At 49.0% G+C, this 17,361-nt stretch carries 11 protein-coding genes and 1 pseudogene; 4 read left to right on the forward strand and 8 right to left on the reverse strand.

Going from position 1 to position 17,361, the window contains the following annotated elements; all coding sequences use genetic code 11:
* Positions 1-4 precede the first annotated feature (4 nt).
* From BBG47_RS02715 to BBG47_RS02730, 4 genes are all read right to left on the reverse strand, one after another.
* The gene (locus tag BBG47_RS02715; RefSeq protein ID WP_065290414.1) at positions 5-2,434 is read right to left on the reverse strand and encodes a sugar phosphate nucleotidyltransferase; all 2,430 of its coding nucleotides are present in this window, start codon (positions 2,432-2,434) and stop codon (positions 5-7) included.
* The gene (locus BBG47_RS02720; RefSeq protein ID WP_083189049.1) at positions 2,431-5,394 is read right to left on the reverse strand and encodes a 1,4-alpha-glucan branching protein domain-containing protein; all 2,964 of its coding nucleotides are present in this window, start codon (positions 5,392-5,394) and stop codon (positions 2,431-2,433) included. Before BBG47_RS02720 ends, BBG47_RS02715 begins: the two co-directional genes overlap by 4 nt.
* Entirely contained in the window at positions 5,391-5,936 is a 546-nt protein-coding gene (locus tag BBG47_RS02725; protein WP_175400467.1) for a DUF4912 domain-containing protein, read from the reverse strand. The genes BBG47_RS02720 and BBG47_RS02725 overlap by 4 nt, the downstream gene beginning before the upstream one ends.
* A gap of 136 nt (positions 5,937-6,072) precedes the next feature.
* The gene (locus BBG47_RS02730; RefSeq protein WP_065290416.1) at positions 6,073-6,306 is read right to left on the reverse strand and encodes a KTSC domain-containing protein; all 234 of its coding nucleotides are present in this window, start codon (positions 6,304-6,306) and stop codon (positions 6,073-6,075) included.
* Between the two features lie 180 nt (positions 6,307-6,486).
* Here BBG47_RS02730 and BBG47_RS02735 point away from each other — a divergent pair, with 180 nt between their 5' ends.
* The 3 genes from BBG47_RS02735 (at position 6,487) to BBG47_RS02745 (ending at position 10,221) form a co-directional block, all read left to right on the forward strand.
* Positions 6,487-6,894 carry a hypothetical protein gene (locus BBG47_RS02735; protein WP_021254519.1) on the forward strand — a complete coding sequence of 136 codons (408 nt, stop codon included), beginning with the start codon at positions 6,487-6,489 and terminating at the stop codon, positions 6,892-6,894.
* Between the two features lie 266 nt (positions 6,895-7,160).
* Positions 7,161-8,582 carry an ATP-binding protein gene (locus BBG47_RS02740; protein WP_065290417.1) on the forward strand — a complete coding sequence of 474 codons (1,422 nt, stop codon included), beginning with the start codon at positions 7,161-7,163 and terminating at the stop codon, positions 8,580-8,582.
* 133 nt (positions 8,583-8,715) lie between these two features.
* The gene (locus BBG47_RS02745; protein ID WP_065290418.1) at positions 8,716-10,221 is read left to right on the forward strand and encodes a leucyl aminopeptidase; all 1,506 of its coding nucleotides are present in this window, start codon (positions 8,716-8,718) and stop codon (positions 10,219-10,221) included.
* Positions 10,222-10,307: 86 nt separating this feature from the next.
* Here BBG47_RS02745 and BBG47_RS02750 read toward each other — a convergent pair whose 3' ends face one another.
* On the reverse strand, positions 10,308-11,312 hold the full coding sequence (locus BBG47_RS02750; RefSeq protein WP_065290419.1) for a DMT family transporter: 1,005 nt from the start codon (positions 11,310-11,312) through the stop codon (positions 10,308-10,310).
* Positions 11,313-11,515: 203 nt separating this feature from the next.
* Here BBG47_RS02750 and BBG47_RS02755 point away from each other — a divergent pair, with 203 nt between their 5' ends.
* Positions 11,516-12,403, forward strand: a complete 888-nt coding sequence (locus tag BBG47_RS02755; RefSeq protein WP_065290420.1) for a LysR family transcriptional regulator — start codon at positions 11,516-11,518, stop codon at positions 12,401-12,403.
* Positions 12,404-12,893: 490 nt separating this feature from the next.
* Here the strand turns inward: BBG47_RS02755 and BBG47_RS02760 are convergent, their stop codons facing one another.
* From BBG47_RS02760 to BBG47_RS02770, 3 genes and pseudogenes are all read right to left on the reverse strand, one after another.
* Positions 12,894-13,637, reverse strand: a complete 744-nt coding sequence (locus BBG47_RS02760; RefSeq protein WP_065290421.1) for a YwaF family protein — start codon at positions 13,635-13,637, stop codon at positions 12,894-12,896.
* Between the two features lie 120 nt (positions 13,638-13,757).
* Positions 13,758-15,562, reverse strand: a pseudogene (locus BBG47_RS02765) (ABC transporter ATP-binding protein).
* Complete coding sequence (locus BBG47_RS02770; protein WP_065290422.1) at positions 15,559-17,301, reverse strand: ABC transporter ATP-binding protein; 1,743 nt, start codon at positions 17,299-17,301, stop codon at positions 15,559-15,561. The pseudogene BBG47_RS02765 and the gene BBG47_RS02770 overlap by 4 nt, the downstream one beginning before the upstream one ends.
* Positions 17,302-17,361: the final 60 nt, after the last annotated feature.

The following is a 17,361-nucleotide window of genomic DNA, read 5'->3' on the forward strand; positions in this document are numbered from 1 at the left end:
GTCATCACTTCCTTAACGGGGACTGCGTCTGGATTAACCGTCCTGCATATTCATGAGCTAGAATTCGCGCCTTGGTCATACTGTCTGCTTGTGAAATAACGCGGAACAAAGGCTCTTCTTGATCCGGCTGAATAAGAATGGAGCCCTCAGGCGTCTCAATCTTAATTCCATCCAGAAATTCCGCGCGATAGGAGGACTGGCGAACCCACTCGGTCATCTCGCGCATGACACTGCCTTTGTCAGAACGGGGGCAGGTCACTTCTTCAATGGCGGTATGCAGGGTTGGAATATCCGCAACAAGTTCGTGCAGCGGCTGTCCGGTGTCTGCCATGAGCTGCAATATCAGACTAATCGCATATAAGCGATGTGCCGCAGGCAACAAGGCGATGCCGCTCGTGGCTTCCATCTGGGAGCGAAGCGGCTCCTGCGTCCGTACGATCCTTACCCCGCTGCGACTGACAATTTGCTCTGCTGTAACAGGAGCGCTGATCGGCACTCCAATGCTCGCGTTGACGCCCGTTTGGACAAGCGCCTGCAGCAGCAGCGGAAGAAGATGATTATGATGCATGCTTGTGCCGTCACTCATATAGATGCGGAACCCTTCATCTTCGGTCAGCATGATGCCCATGTCAGCCTGAACATTTCGAATATGCTCAATAACGGCAGCTGGGGACGGCACATCAGATTGGGTATGCAGCAGGATGCCTCCGGTCAGGGAAGACCATTGTTGAACGAGTGCTGCTTCTGCACCTGAGCTCTGAACGATGAGCTTGAAGCTTGCAGATTGAATTAGATTGAAGTCAATGGCCTTGGATAGTGTTGTAAAATAGGAGGTTATCGCGTGTTCTTCGCTTCTTCTGCGCCCCATATATTCGATTGGTGTTCGCGCAAAGTCTTCTTGGAAGTAGGCATTTTCGATCTTACGCTCCAAACTTTTCGCGAATGGCATTCCTCTTGCATCCATCCAGCTCATCACCATTTGTTCGAACTTGGCATCCTCGCTAGCGGACAGTACCTTGAAATGAATGCCGCCATCGGCCTTCAGTGTGGTAACAGCATGCCGCAAGCATTCCAGCGGAGCGTCTCCGATATCAATGATATGAATGCCCTGTGATTGAAGTCCTGCTGCACAGGCATTCTTCATTATGGTGTCAAAAGGATGCGAAGATGCAGCCAGAACAATAGATGATTCCCGATTGAGGATCGATCCATAAGCACAGGCCAGCTTGCCGATAAATTCTGGGGTCAGCTCGCTATTCGGACTTCCGCCTATTTTGCTGCCCTTGAACAGCGAGGCAGCTGCATTGCCCCAGATGAGCGTAGCATTCACGATGCTATGTGCTTCAACCTCTTTGTTCGGCCACAGTTTAACTTGAGAACGGATATGGGATTTATCGCCGATCGTACAGCCGCTTCCAATAACGGCGCCTTCTTGAATGTGTACATCACTGCCGATGTTCGTGCGGTGGAGCAGGATCGCATCTTCAATGTCGCAGTGTTTGGCAACGCGGTTTCCGTTCCACAAGATGGAGCGTGTAAGTGAGCTGTGCGGGAACACAATATTGCCGGAGCCGAGAATGGTATATGGTCCGATCGAGCAGGAAGGGTGGAGAATCGAATCTGATCCGATATAGGCAGGTCCGCTCAGTCTAATACGGGAAGGAAGCCTCACGCCTGACTCTACGAATAGACCTGGCATCGGTTCTGCTGCTTGAATGTGCACATCTACGCGGCGATCGAGCATATCGAATTGAGTCTGCCGATATTGCTGTAAATTTCCAATATCTGACCAGTATCCGGAAGCAGTATATCCGTATAGTCGCTGCTGTTCTTGAAGCAGTCTTGGGAAGAGATGCAGACTGAAGTCATAGCTTTCCCGCTCCGGAATCCAATCTAATATTTCTGGCTCCAATATATAGATGCCAGTATTGACGGTATCGCTGAATATTTCTCCGTAACTTGGCTTCTCAAGGAAGCGGGCGACCCGGCCCTCTTCATCGGTCATGACCACCCCATATTCGAGAGGCAAGCTTACTTGCGTCAGTACCATCGTAGCGATTGCCTGCTTCTCCTTATGATAGTGGATGGCCTGGCGCAGATTGAAGTCGGTCAAGGCATCGCCGCTGATGACGATGAACGATTCGTTAAGGAAGGACTCAGCATTCTTAATGCTGCCTGCCGTACCGAGAGGAGCGTCCTCCTCGAAATAATGCAGCTGCACGCCATATTTGGAGCCGTCACCGAAATGGTTGCGAATCACATCGGGCAAATATTGTACGGTAACGGCGATTTGATGAATGTCGTACCTCTTCAACAATTCAATAATGTATTCCATGCACGGACGATTCAATAGGGGAACCATTGGCTTGGGTGTGCCTAGTGTCAACGGGCGAAGCCGTGTACCTTTGCCGCCTGCCATAATCACTGCCTTCATCGAGCGATCACTCCTTCATATACTTGTCTCGTTGACACAGCTATCGTATTCCAGTCGTAGTGTGCTCGAACCTTCTGTTGTGCTTTTGCAGCCATTTGAGCAGCTCGCTCAGGATGGAGGAGGAGATCCGTTACATGCCATGCTAATGATTCAATATGACCTGGGAGTGCTTTGTATCCATCTAAAGCATGATCAATGATTTCAGCGAGTCCACCCGTGTCTGATACGACAACAGGTGTTCCGAACCGCATTGCTTCAAGCGCAACGATTCCGAAGGGTTCATATAGACTGGGGAATACACATACCGATGAGGCTGCAATCCACGCATCCCGTGCCTCATCCTGTACAAATCCAGCGAAGAGGATATGTTCTTGCAGTCCTAACTGTGCGGCCTGAGCCTCTAATTGCTGTCTCATGGGTCCAGTACCGGCGATAATCAGCTTCGCTTGTGGAACAGACTGTATAATAAGTGGCATTGCCTCAATGAGAATATGGATGCCCTTCTCATAGACAAGGCGGCCAACATAGAAGAGAAGTTGGGAATCTACTAGATCAGTGCGATGTTCTAGGTTGTTGATCGAACCAGCTGGTATAGCTATGTCAATCGCGTCAACCCCATTTGGTATCATGGTAACGCGCTGCCGTGTAAGATCGAACAGAGATGCGACCTCCTGAATCATGGCATGGCTGCACACAATGGTATGGTCGGCCTCTGCTGTCAAGCTTGCTTCCATGTCATGGATTCGCAGCTGAAGCTCGCCGTGCAGCCGGCCATGATTGCGTCCATGCTCGGTGGCATGAATGGTAGCAACCAGCGGCCAATGGTAAGTCTGCTTCAAGTCTGCTGCGGCAGGGTAGACGAGCCAATCATGGGCGTGCATGAGGTCGAAGGTCAGACCGGCATCTACGAGATCATCAACGAGTGATGAAATGGCAGCGTTCATATGGAACACCCAATCCATGAACTCTAGTGGTGAAGCTGTCTGTATAAGTGGGACACGATAGACGTGAACCCCATCCATTAGCTCATAGTCAGGTGCGCCTGGCACTTCGCGAGTGACTACATGAATTTCGCATTGCTTCTTGCTTAAATGGCGGGAGAGATCATATACGGCTCGTGACAGCCCGCCTACAACGAGCGGCGGGAACTCCCAAGCTATCATTAAGATGCGTTTGTTGGAACGATATTGTGGATGATGTGCCAAAATAGGTTGGGGACAGTTGAATGGTATAGTTCGTTTGGTAGGGGGATAGGCTGCATTGAAATGGTACATTCGCTCGATTGAATGCCTAGCTCTGCTGGATAAAAGCCGATAATCAACTGTAGGGAAGCAAGGGTATTCTCCCTCCATCCGCTCGACAAGTACTTGGTCGTATACGCCCCGCTCAATCATGTCCAGCAAGTTGTGGCATCGCTCCAGATGCTGAGTCGTTCGCATCCCAGCATACTCGGTCACCGTCCCCGCATCTACGATGAAAGCCCAATCGCTGCTCGCTGCGAGCATCCATTCGGTGATAGCTTGATTGATAATGCGCTCTTGCATGTCATGGAAGCTTGAAGCTGCCTCCTTATCGATATGGGATACAGTGTGCAGGATTCGATCTTCCGTCTCATGAAGACGTGGATACATCCAGTCATTTCCCTGCTGCAGCCAGACATCCGCATATCCGCCGCGTCCCCAACTACAGAACGATAATTGAGCCTTTTCCTGATTGGGGTATCGCGATAGGTAATCACTTGGTGTTACGAACTCAATGCGTTGTGTATGATGGCGGGTTCGTTCCGACTGCTCTCGGAATAATGCTTCTATCCATAGCGGGCCTTCGAACCACCAATGCCCGAATAGTTCCGCATCATAGGGGCTGATGGCGATCGGAAGGCGATCCCCATCTACTTGAGCCGCTTCAAGTTGAAGTTCTCTGTTGTTCAAGAAGTGACGTGCGTGTTCCCTAGCTTTGTGCAGGGCCCATTCTGGTCGGTATGGTTCTTTAGGAACGTCATGTACTCCGGTAATACGATAATATTTGAGTCCTGTATTGATTCGTGCTTCATTATCCAGCAGGTGAGGACGAATATAATCCCATTCATCTGCACTGTTCCAGCCAAGATCGTAGCCGATGTCGCGATAGTATTCTCGATAATCATGGTCACCCGGATACCCTTCGTGCGTGCTCCATACTTGTCTTGAAGAATCTGGATCGCGTGCGAAGGCGAATACCCCTCCTCCTGTGTCAATAGGAGCATAATGCATAGCTGTTGGCTGCGGCATTGCATTGACGAATCCATGGTGATCAACAATAAAATATTGAATCCCGCATTCCTGAAGAAGCGGGCTAAGTTCTGGTGCGTAGGCGCACTCTGGCAGCCAGATTCCGTTAGGCCGTCTGCCGAGCAGCCGCTCGTGTTCCCGCATCCCTACCTCAATTTGCAGGTAAGCTAGGGATGGCTGCTTAATTAGAGGGAGGAAGGCATGAGTTGCAGCACATGTCATGCATTCCAAGTTCCCTTTTTGGACATAATGCCGATATCCATTAATGACATTGCCTTCGAGCCGAGCGTAGATGGACTTCAACTGATGCCACCGCTCCACATACATTGCAGCGACGTCCTGCAGGTCATTGTGGCCTGCCAATCTCTTTACTTCGGATTCAGCCAAGTCAATCGAACGCTGCAAGTGGGATTCAAACCGCACTTTCATCTCCGCATCGTCCATCATGGACAGCAAAGTCGGGGTTAACGTCATCGTAAGGCGAAACGGGATGTTGTCTCGCTCAAGCTGGCCAAAGGTATGAAGCAGTGGGAGGTACGTCTCCAACATGGCTTCGAAAAACCAGCGTTCTTCCAATGTGCGCTGTACATGCGGGTGGCGCACATAAGGCAAATGTGCATGCAGAACGAGGGATACTAATCCTTGCGTGTGCATGCTGGGATGAGAGCATACTGGGACAAATGCGTTCATTCACAAACTCCTTCTCGATTTTCATATAACGTATAAGATGAGAATGATGGAAATGGCGATCCGGCTTCTGTTTGCTCCAATTGTATGGCTTGTAAGGCACCCATCTGCTCAGGGAATTCGCCATATGATTGCAAGTAGGGGGTATGAACGAATGTTGAACGTGCAAGTGGTACAAAGGATTGCGATGCCGGAATGATCCCATAATCAGCTATGTATGAACGATTCGGCTTAACAGGATGCAGATATACGGAGCTCTCATGCGATTCCACGGGATGCAGTAATACTTGGTTAGATGCGCCTAGCTTGCAGTGAGGAAAATCGGCACGCGGTACTTCATACAGCTGTATCACTTTGGTCATTTCGTTCCAGCCCATTCGATAGTGTCGCTCTACGGCTGCTTGTGTGCGTGCTGTGATGAACCAATAGGCGAATAAGGTAAAGGGGTCTCTAAGTAACAATTGCAAGGCAGAATGTTGACGATAGGATGATGGCGTCCGTGCATCGGCAGCAGGAATAAGCGCTCCTCCTTTCCTGGAAATCACTTCATGCTTCAACCTATACTATCCATGCAATCGGTGTTTCATGTCTGTTCCTTTTATGAATATTTGAAAAAAGGATTGGAACCTTTGAAAATGAAAATGCTTTTACATTTGATTTCAAACTTGGAAATATTGACGCTCACACATGTTCATGACGCTTCTTCAAGCTTCCATTTAACAGACCTTCCGAAAGTTTCATGACATCATCGTATTGATTGTCAGAATGCATTAACTGCTCGAACCAGCTTGACGATATGGATGAAAATGCGTCTTGCTTCCCATCTGCATAGTGCACAACCAATTTGAGGTTTGATTCGTCATAATGTACGTATTGAATTTGCTTCGAGGCGATGAACAGTACATTTGATTTCATAAGTATGCCTCCCGCTTCTTTGTATTATTTACATCTATATGCCCATGGGCACACAGTTATACGCGGGGAGCTTAAGGTAGGACGTTTGAAGGAAGTTTTATCAGAATTAAAGGAATTATTAGAGGGGCTATCGAATACACTACAATAATCTTAGCTTACCGCAGAGCGAGGAGGGAGAACATGAGCTTTTGTTGTGGAGCAAGCATGATCGGGACAACGGGTACCCTGCAGCATTATCGAACACGCATTCATAATGTTCCCCTGCTGCTGTGTCCGGTCTGTCATCGCATTGAAGTCCATTACTTAGTTGAAAGCGAATACGAAATACTGGCGGAATATTCATCAGATGACGGTGCGGAAGAAATTGACTTCCGTGACTATGTACACACAGATGATGAAGGTATGTTCGAGAACTGCATTAATCAAGAGCATGATGATCCGCTAGAGCTAGTGAAGACACAAATCGATAATGCGCTTGATTTGCTTGCATTGGCCAAGCAGTGGAAAGATACACAATGGGAAGCGGAGCTGAAGCGTCGGTTGGCCTTAATGAGTCGTCGCAGAGCGAAGCTGCTGAAGCAAAAATAGAAGCTGTCTGTCATATAGGATAGAGGAAGAGGCGGCAGCCGATCGTCAAACAGCGTGCTCAGAGGCGCGTTCATCGTAGGGCGATAGGCGCATGGCGCCTCTTTGTCGTGCAATGAGATGGGCATTTTAGCTTACTTTTAAGGGAAATGAGCTTATTTGTCCATTTTCGACATTATCTAGTGTTGACGATTTTGCCAAAAGTTTACTATGATGAAGCTGTTGGGACGAACCTGGATACGGTTACCGTACAAATGAGGTGAGCCACATTGACCACGGACTGCAAGCTGCAAGTGCGAAGTGAGAATGAGTGGATTCAAAGATATTGTAGAGGGCTGTGGAATTATATCATGAACGGGGACGAGAAGGATTTGCATGTAGCGAGGGAATTAGCCATGGAGCTACATTCACTGGAGCTGCAGCAGGATCTTCTTAGCTTGCACGAGGATGCAATGTTTACTGTTCTGGCCCATGTTGACTGGAATGATGGGGTTAAGGCATTTCATCGTTCGTTCCTATATTTCTTAGAGTGGATGATAGCTATAAAGACAGAAGAGAGAGGCAAGGAGGGGATTGCAGTGGCGCTGAACCCGATACGTGAGCCTTGGATTCAGTCCGCACAAGCTTTATTTTCCACCAAGAGCGTTCGTGACAAATACGAGAACGTGCTTCAGCATATGGATAGCGGAATCGTATTATTTGACTGTAGCGGCGTACTGTCTTTCATTAATGTGGAGACGGCCAAACTGCTGGATGTACCACGCAAAGCACTTGTAGGTTGTTCCTTGCGTGAAATGCTTTTTCATCCTTTACTCAAAAGGGACAAGCGTAAAATGCTCCTCCGTCTATATAAAGACACTATCCTCCAAAGAAAGCGCTATCACGAATTCTCCGATCGTCTGGATCGACATTATCTTGTCACCGTCACCTACGGGGATCAGATGGATGGCGATTATTTATTTAGCATTAAAGATGTATCTGACTTCAAGCGCATCGAACAAACGGCATATCAAAATGACAAGCTAGCTATTCTTGGTAAAATCGCCGCAGCTATTGCGCATGAAATACGCAACCCATTAACCTCGATTCGCGGCTTCATTCAATTGCTCAGGCCGCATCTGATGCAGCTTGGCAAGGAAGAGTATGCGAAGATTATTCTCGCAGAAATTGATCGTGCCAATGATATCATCTTTGAATTTCTGAATTCCTCCAAGCCATCAGCTCCTATGACCTCAGAAGTTCCTGTCTCATCCCTTCTACGAGAGGTTGTTCTCCTAACCGAAAGCGATGCTGTTATGAAAGGCTGCGAGATTGAATTGGTCGACAACTCCGCTTCGGGCTCATTATTTGTATCCATTGATGTGAAGCAGATTAAGCAGGTTATATTGAATATGATACGCAATGCGATTGACGCGATTGATGATGTGGCCGCTGTACGGAAAGGGCATATCCGCATCGTGACAGAGCAGGACGGTCGGTTCGCGAAGATACATATTCGGGACAACGGAAGAGGGATGTCCCTGAAGACGATGGAGCGCTTATTCGATCCATTCTTCACAACGAAGGCCGATGGTACTGGACTCGGGTTGTCTGTCAGTTATCGAATTATTAAAAATCACGGCGGGTTAATTGAGGTAGACAGCCAAGAGGGAGAATGGACGCTGTTTACGATTCGATTGCCGCTCGCATAAATACTTGTAAGGGCAAGAAGCCTCACCAACGCAGCCGATGTCTGCCGTTATGAAGCCACAACGATCAGGGTTGTGGTACAATAAGGGAGACATTGGCATTCATCATTTTTTAATACAAAGGAATGATCACATTATGAAACTAGCAAATGCAACATGGATGAATGATGTACAAATTCAAGCTCAAGCACTTGCATCTGCTCAGATTGAGGCAGACGCTGTTGTAGTAATTGGTACAAAAGCTGAATTCGAGAATGCATCTGGATTCCCAGGGGCCGAAGCCTGTGCGGCAGCGGTTCGTAGCGGATTGTTCGAGGCAGATTGCTGCAAGGCTTATGTAGTAGCTACAGGAGAAGAGAAGACTCCTGTTCTGATTGCAGTAGGACGCAAGGAAGAAGCGTTGACAGAGAAGCAAGTACGTCTTAGTCTTGCTGAGGCTGCTCGTGTAGCGGTTAAGCATCGCCTGAGCCGTGTAGCGGTTATCGTACCGGAACAGCTTGTACAGGCTGATGCGGCAGCAGCGCAATCGTTCGCACATATGATGGTGGAAGGCTTCCTCTTGGGGGCTTATCAGCGCGTTACCTATAAGAAAGATGCGAAGCCAGCTCATACCTTTGCATCCCTGAATCTGTACGCAGCGGAACTGGCGACAGAAGCATGGAACGAAGGCATTAAGACGGGTCAAGCTTATGCGCTCGGTACAACGTATGCGCGTGACCTGACGAACTTGCCAGGGAACGTGCTAGTTCCCAGCACACTCGCAGAACAAGCGTTGGAACTGGCTGAACAGTTCGGCTTCGAAGCACATGTGCTCGATGAGAAGCAGATCGAAGAGAAGGGCATGGGGGGTCTGCTCGGCGTTGGCAAGGGCAGCGTGAATCCTCCACGCATGATTGTTCTGAAATACCAAGGCACGGACGAGTGGACAGATGTTTATGGCATCGTCGGCAAGGGGATTACGTTCGATACAGGCGGTATTTCCTTGAAGCCTTCTGCGAAAATGGATGAAATGATCTGTGATATGGGCGGCGCAGCTGCAATGCTCGGCACGATGTCCGTAATTGGACGTCTTCGTCCACAGAAGAACGTGATCTGCGTGATTGCTTCGGCGGAAAATATGCCTGCTGGCAATGCGTTGAAGCCAGGTGATGTGATTACATCCTACAGCGGACGTACCATTGAAGTGCTCAACACAGATGCGGAAGGACGCCTTGTACTGGCTGACGGCATGACGTATGCGAAGGAGCTTGGCGCAAGCAAGCTGATCGATGCAGCAACGTTGACTGGTGCTGTCGGGGTCGCGCTCGGTTCGATTACAACAGGTGTTGTAACGAATGATGATGCCTTCTACGATACGCTCAAAGCGGCTGCATCCCGTACGAATGAACTCGTATGGCAGCTTCCTTCCAATCAAGAGTATTGGGATATGCTGAAAAGCGACGTTGCAGATCTGCGCAATGCTATACCAGGTGGAGCAGGAACGATTACAGCTGGCTTGTTCGTCGGAACATTCGCTGACGAATTGCCTTGGATTCATTTGGATATTGCAGGAACTGCATTCCTAGCATCCAGCCGTGGCGTTGATCCGAAGGGCGGAACTGGAGTTATGGTTCGGACAATTGCTGAGACAATTCTGTCGTAATTTACAATTATTGTAAAGGTGTACCGCTTGCGCGGTACACCTTTTTATTCGTTCGGGGCCTACGTTGGTTCGTGCAAAGGAATGGATTAACCAGTTGATGCATGGGAACGCTTCTTCGGAAGACGGCTTCGCAAATCGGCTGTTGATTTGGCTGTCTTAGTCTCCGCCTCTTGCGATGCACGGCGGCTCAACAGATTGTTCACGATTAGAGCGCTGACGATAAGCAGTGTGCCGAACCACTCTGCTGACGATACCTCATAACCCTGTATGACGGAGATAATGAACGTCGTTGCAGGCACGAAGTTAATGAACAGCATGCCATTAATCGGCTTCAACAATTGAACCCCCTGAATCCAGCTCAGCAAGGCGAGCAGACCAGCTACGAGAATCATGAAGCTCATCTCCGGCGCAATCGATACAACCGTGCTCACAGATGGAGCATCGACGATGCCTAGAGCAGTCATGACGAGAACGATAGCCAGTGTTGTAAATCCGCCGTACAGCGAGCTCAAGGTAGAGAAACGAAGTGCAGACCATCCAGCGAACTGTCCGCTGCTAACGGTGTAAATGACCCACCCCGTAATCCCTGCAAATACAGACAAGAGTGGAAGCAGCTTCAGTCCTCCATTTGCAAGGGAGTGAAGATCGCCTTTCGTCACGACGAAGATAACTCCAATAAATGCGGTGATCACACAAGCAAGTGTTGACATCTTTGGCATTTTGCGCGTTACGAGCCATACGAACAGTACAGCCAGCATCGGCATGAACGATTCCATGATAGAGGCAAGCAGAACTCCTGATTTGCCGAGCTGCTGTTGTCCCCAGAATACGCCGAAGTTATAAATAGTGAACCCGAACAGACCAAGCAGCCATATTTTGAAGGTTTGTCCCTTTGTATTGAATGCTGCCTTGCCTTCCTTGAACAATAACAGTGCAGCTAGTAATAGGCCGACGATACTGTATCGAATTCCGGAGAACCAGAACGGATCGATATGATGCAGCGCACTCTCGGCAATCGGGAACATTGCCCCCCATGCTACTGCTGCAAAGAGGCAAAACATAGCTCCCTGCCAAAAATGTTTCTTACTCATGATGCCACTCACTCCCACTCCACACGATGCCAAGCGTTATCTGTATCTGTAATAGAGATTGCTTAACAATTCCGTTTATAGTAACGTTCGATAACAACTGAAATTCATATTATGACTTTTCTGATATCTTGTAAAATAATTGAAAGTGATTTAAGATATCACTAATAATGATATCTAACATAGAGTGTGAAGGAGTTATTAGGATGGACTTGAGTGACATTCATATTTTCATGTCCGTCGTAGAGCATGGAAGTGTCAGCCGTGCGGCTGAAGAGATGGGGTATGTGCAGTCGAACGTAACGGCTCGCATCCGTGCATTGGAGCAGGAGGTTGGGCATCCGCTGTTTCATCGCCATCGCAGGGGCATGACCTTGAATGCGGAAGGCCGCAAGCTGCTCTATTATGCAGAGCGGATGTCAATGCTCATGAGTGAAATGAGGAAGGCGTTCCAAGACAGTGAGGATCCTGTTGGCAACCTGCTGATCGGTTCAGTAGAGACGGTCGTGGGATTGCCTGATATATTAAGTCTGTTCTATCAGAAATATTCGAAGGTCGACCTGTCGCTAATGGCGGGGGTAACGGACAAGCTGACGGAAGAAGTGCTGGAATACAAGCTGGATGGGGCATTCGTATCCGGTCCGGTAACGGTATCGAACGTAGAACAGTACCCAGTGTTCGATGAGGAATTGGTGCTCGTATGCGGCAAATGTGCCGTAGACGGGAAGCAGCCGTTATTCCATGTGCGGGAATTGCTGCACCGCCCGCTACTTGTCTTCCGCAAAGGCTGCGGATATCGAGCGAAACTGGAGCAGTGGATGCAGCTTGAGGGGATTTCGCCAACAAAGGTGATGGAATTCGGGACACTAGAGACGATTATCGGAACGGTTGTAGCTGGGCTCGGCATAACGGTTGTCCCTCGGGCCGCAGTAAGACGTCTAGAGAAAGAAGGCGAACTGCAAGTATTCGCCATACCGAAACCGTTCAATATGGTATCCGTTGTCTATATTCGCCGCAGTGATACGTATATGGGGGAAGCGGAGCGCCGCTTTATGGAAACAATGGAGGAAGTGCGCGAGAAGCGCCGGGTGTAGGAGCATTTGCCTGTATAAGAGTAGCTGGAAACTTGAAATTAGTAGTTTATTTCAATTGATTAGTGGCGGCAATCAGGTATAATATGTAATAAGAGCGATACAATAAATAAGGAACGGACTGCCATCCGTTCCCAGTACAAACATCTTGAGTGGATTTTCCCCTCCATAAATTTCATACGCTATAGAGAAGTAACCCACGGCGGCTAACCATGAGTGGTTACTTCTTTTTTCTATCCATGTACGTCAGTAGCGCGACGAGAAACGTAGCGAACATGATAACATCGGAGAAGGAGAAGTTCATAGACTCACCTCCTTTCCGGAGGGAGCCAACCACTCAAGGTGTGTTGTACATATCTATTATACAAGCTAGAGGAATAAATTGTAATCTATGATTGCGATGAAAATAAGAAAAGGGATGGTGCTATGGCACAATCCCTTTTCTTGATATACAAGGACATTTTGAAGCTGCTGCTCCAATCGGCACTCTGAATCAGCCTCGCAGATTTTTATCCGTACTGCTGCTTGTATGCAGTCGTCCTGCAATAAAGAATGGAAGATACAAGACAATGAACATTCCCAGTGCAACACCCTCGAGTGATAGAAGATACCACGGGTAAGGCCCCAGCACATCCAATAAGGAAGCAGTCTCCGGCTTGTGAGCCAAGAACATGTAGTTGCCGCCTGTTATATAGTTGACACCCCCAACTACAACGAGCAGAACGTTAAGGAACAGCATCGCATAACCGATTGATTTCCACGTAGGCCTCACATTTTCTATCCAGACCATATACAGCACCGCGAGGATGATTGCGATATGGGCAATGAAGAACTGGACGAATCGGAAATGGGGGAACGGATAGTCTAGAGCTGGCGTTAGCAGTGCCTGGAGCGCTCCCCCGATACCAGTAAAATAAACAATATGGAATATCTTCTTGCTTCGGAACAGGAGCATGAGCACACACATGTATAAGGAGATGCTGCATAGCTCGAACGGGAGTGTATCCGCCGCACGGAATATCCCTGTTGCCACATACCATATATTCAAGGTTACTTCAGATAGGACGAGCAAACTTATTAGGACGCATCTGCCGTATCGGTTATGTTTCTCCTGTCGATACCAATGACGCCATCGATATAAGAGGAGCACTGTCACGATAAATAGAAACAGTGCCCCCATATGTGCAGATGAGAATGCCTTGAACGTGTCTGTTACCTGTGGAGAGAACCAAGACATGGAGATGCCATCCTCCTTTTCACATGGAATTCTTGCTAGATTTCTTTATGCTGATAAAGCATGAGTTGTGGTAGAGCCAGTTGTAAGTTGTGAGCAGTGAGAAGTGAGTAGAGCAATCCACTAGGAACTGATCAGTTCCTCCTTCGGTACTTCCCCCTTTGGTACTTCCTCCGTAGAGGACTGCTCGCCTTGCCAGAGCAGCTGCATTTCTGCACATGTTGCGAGCAGCTCATGCAGTGTCCCTTCTGCCTCGATTCGGCCATCCTTCATTACGATAATATGATCAGCCCTGCTTAAGGCAGCGCGGCGGTGCGACACGGCAATGCAGGTGACATCACGCTCGGTGAATAATCGCTCCCAGAGCAGCTGCTCGGTCTCCACATCAAGGGCGCTGGACAGATCGTCGAACAAATACAGATCAGATTGTGTCATCATCATCCTTGCAGTTGCCCCCCGTTGAATTTGTCCGCCGGAGAGCATTACCCCGCGAGGCCCTACATACGTATCAAGACCATTTTCAAGCTGTTCCATATCCCGCTCCATGCTAGACGAATGGCGTGCTCCAATGCATCTTTCTCTCGATCATGACTGCCCATAATGATATTTTCCCGAAGCGGGTCGCTGAATAAGCGAGGCACCTGCGGCGTATAGGCCGCTTTGGGCGGGGTGAGAAATGATGCAGGATCAATCTCCTTCCCGTTCCAGCGTATCGTTCCTTCTGATTTTTTCAGCAGACCAAGCAATGTACGCATCAGCGTGGATTTCCCCGAACCGATCCTACCGGTAATGACGAGGAACTCGCCTCGATTCACGCGAAATTGAATATCGTGAATGCCATGTTCAGAATCCGGATAGGTGAATGATACCTGATCAACCTCCAAGGATTGCAGCCGTTCTGAATCATTAAGGGTGCGAACGGGTGGTGCCGGAGGATCTTCATCCAGATAAATCTGGCTGTGCTCCACGACACGATCCTCTTCTCCCGGCTGGAACAAGATGCGCATTCGATCGAGAGATACTTGCAGGCGCTTATGTTGAAAAACCATATAGCCGAACAAGGATATGCTAAAGGCAAAGTTCGTCAGGTAGGAGGTAAATAGGGCGAAGTCTCCTACAGAGAACCGTCCTGCCTGCATTTCTGTTGCGCACATCAACAGAATTCCGCCTGTGCTGATAGTAAGTACATGCTGATTCAACGACTTCATCCATTGCGTGAATAGCGTATCCTTAAGGGCAGCTTGACGACGATCCTCGTTCAACTTGACGAAGCGCTGGTGCACATGACGTTCAGCCTGCCCAAGCTTCAGTGCTTGCACTGCCCCGAATATCTCCGCGATGAAGCCCGTAATCTTCGATGTTGCTTCTCGATTCTGCTGACTATAGCGCCGTGCACGATTGCCCGACAGGTTGTTCAGCACGGTAACAGCAAGCAGCGGCAGGATTGCAACTACGGTAATTTGCCAATTGATGTTGGCCATAATGATGATGGATACGATGGTGAAGGCCAATCGTCCCCAGAAGTCGACCCATGATTCCACGTAATCCACGACTTCATTCACATCGTCGCGGAAGCGGCTGGCAGCATCTCCGGGGGAAGCCGGAAGATGGCGTCCCGGCCAGCGCATAATGCCTGCCAGCATGTTGGTACGCAGTACAGCTTGAATATGATAGATATAAGTGACCCACTGGTAGAATGCTGCAAAAAACACGCCAACCCGCAGTATGCGTACAAGTGCGATAACAATTAACGGAACCGCAAGCCACATATAGTCATGAGATTGGGTAGTAGCGCGATCAAAAAACCACTGCATGCCGAGACCGATGAGCAGGGGGATTGCGTGAAACATGCCCCACATGATTCCGTTTACAAGAAAGAGCATCGGTCGGAACTGGAACAATCGGGTGATAAAGCGCGTTACGGTCATGCCAATTCCTCCTCCATTCCTGTTCGAAGCAGTCTCGCATAATGCGAGGATGGGGTGTTTGCAAGCTCTTCGCGCAAGCCTAGCTCGACAATTCGTCCATGCTGTAACACCATGATCGTATCGACCTGTTCGAGCGTTGCCAAGCGATGGGCGATGACAATGCCCGTACACTGTTCCATCAGCTGATCGACTGCAACTTGCAGCATTGCTTCTGTTGCGGCATCCAGCCGTGATGAAGGCTCATCAAGCACAATAATGCTTGGATTGGTCAGAAATACACGTGTCAAGGCGAACAGTTGAGCTTCACCTGCAGACAACGAAGTTCCACCCGAGGACAAATGGGTATCGAGTCCATTAGACAGTCCATCGATCCATTGCCGCAGACCGAGCCTTGCTGTTGTCTCCAGGATGCTCTCGTCCGATACATTCGGATCGAATAAGGTTAGATTGTCGCGCAGCGTTCCGTCAAAGAGCTGCACGTCTTGTGTCACCATTCCTACGCGGCGGTACAGCGTCTCCAGCTTCAAGCTGCGAATATCCTCGCCGCCAATTTGGATCGTTCCGCTGTTGATGTTGTATAGACGAAGCAGCAGACGGCTGATGCTGGACTTGCCGCTTCCCGTACGGCCAATGATGCCCAGTCGCTGGCCTGGCTGAACGTCGAAAGTGATATCGTGAAGCACGACTTTATCTTCGTTATAACCGAAGGTAACCTGTTTGAACTCCAGACCGAGTGCCCCATCCGGAAGTTGCGTCTTCGTTCCATCTTCAATCTCACTGCGAAGCGAGAGAAGTTCGCGAGCGCGAAGCATGCCGGATTTGGCTTTTTGGAATTCCTGAATTTGATCCCCCAGCTGCTCAATAGGCGTATTTAACATTTGCGTATATTGGAAAATGAGAAACAGCGTTCCGAGCGATATTTGACCGATTAAATAGTAATGGACGCCCAATAACAGTACAACCGTCACTGCGATCGAAAAGAGTACAACTGTGCTATTCCATGGAATAACCCGCAGCATCCAAGCTTTGCGGCCGGACAAGAACACCTTCCGCATCGCACCATGGAATCGATTCATGACATAGGGCACAGCCCCATTCGCTTGCACATCCTCGATACCCGCGATTCGTTCCTCAATCAAGCCGAATAAGGCGGCGCTTGCAGAACGTTCGTCCTTGGAGCTATTCACGCCCATGTTGCGAATAAATACCATAGAGCCGATGGAGAGAAGCGTAAATACAGTCATGACAGCTGCAATCGGCCAATTAACGGTGAACATGTAGCCAAGAATACCGATGAGCAGGATGAAGCTGCCGATGACTTGCGCAATGAACATGGCGAAGAAGTTGGACATGCCGGTTACATCGCCGTCTATTCGCTCGATCATCTCGCCAGGCGTTTTGCGGTTATGGAAATGCATATCCAATCCGAGGCAATGCCGCAAGAGATCTCCGCGCAATGTATTGGTTGCGCGCCATGAGATATCATTGCCAACATAGCTTATCGCAACCGTAATAAACTGGGTGAAAACAGCAATGAGCAGATAAATGCCTGCAAGTGTGAGAAGGGTGGATATTGCACCTTGAGCTGCGGCTGTATCGATGAATTGCTGCACAAGCTGAGGATTGATGAGCTGACATGCAGTGGATACGAGCAGCATAATCAGCAGCAGCAGCCGTCCCCTTACCGGATATAGATACCGAAGCAGCCAAGTCATTGATATGGATGTATTCTGGGACATAAGATGACCTCCAATCTGTGAACGACATGAGGCTTCTACGTCATGCGAAGGAAGAAGCGT

The organism is Paenibacillus sp. KS1 (genome assembly GCF_001680695.1).
Taxonomy (GTDB): Bacteria; Bacillota; Bacilli; order Paenibacillales; family Paenibacillaceae; genus Paenibacillus_B; species Paenibacillus_B suaedae.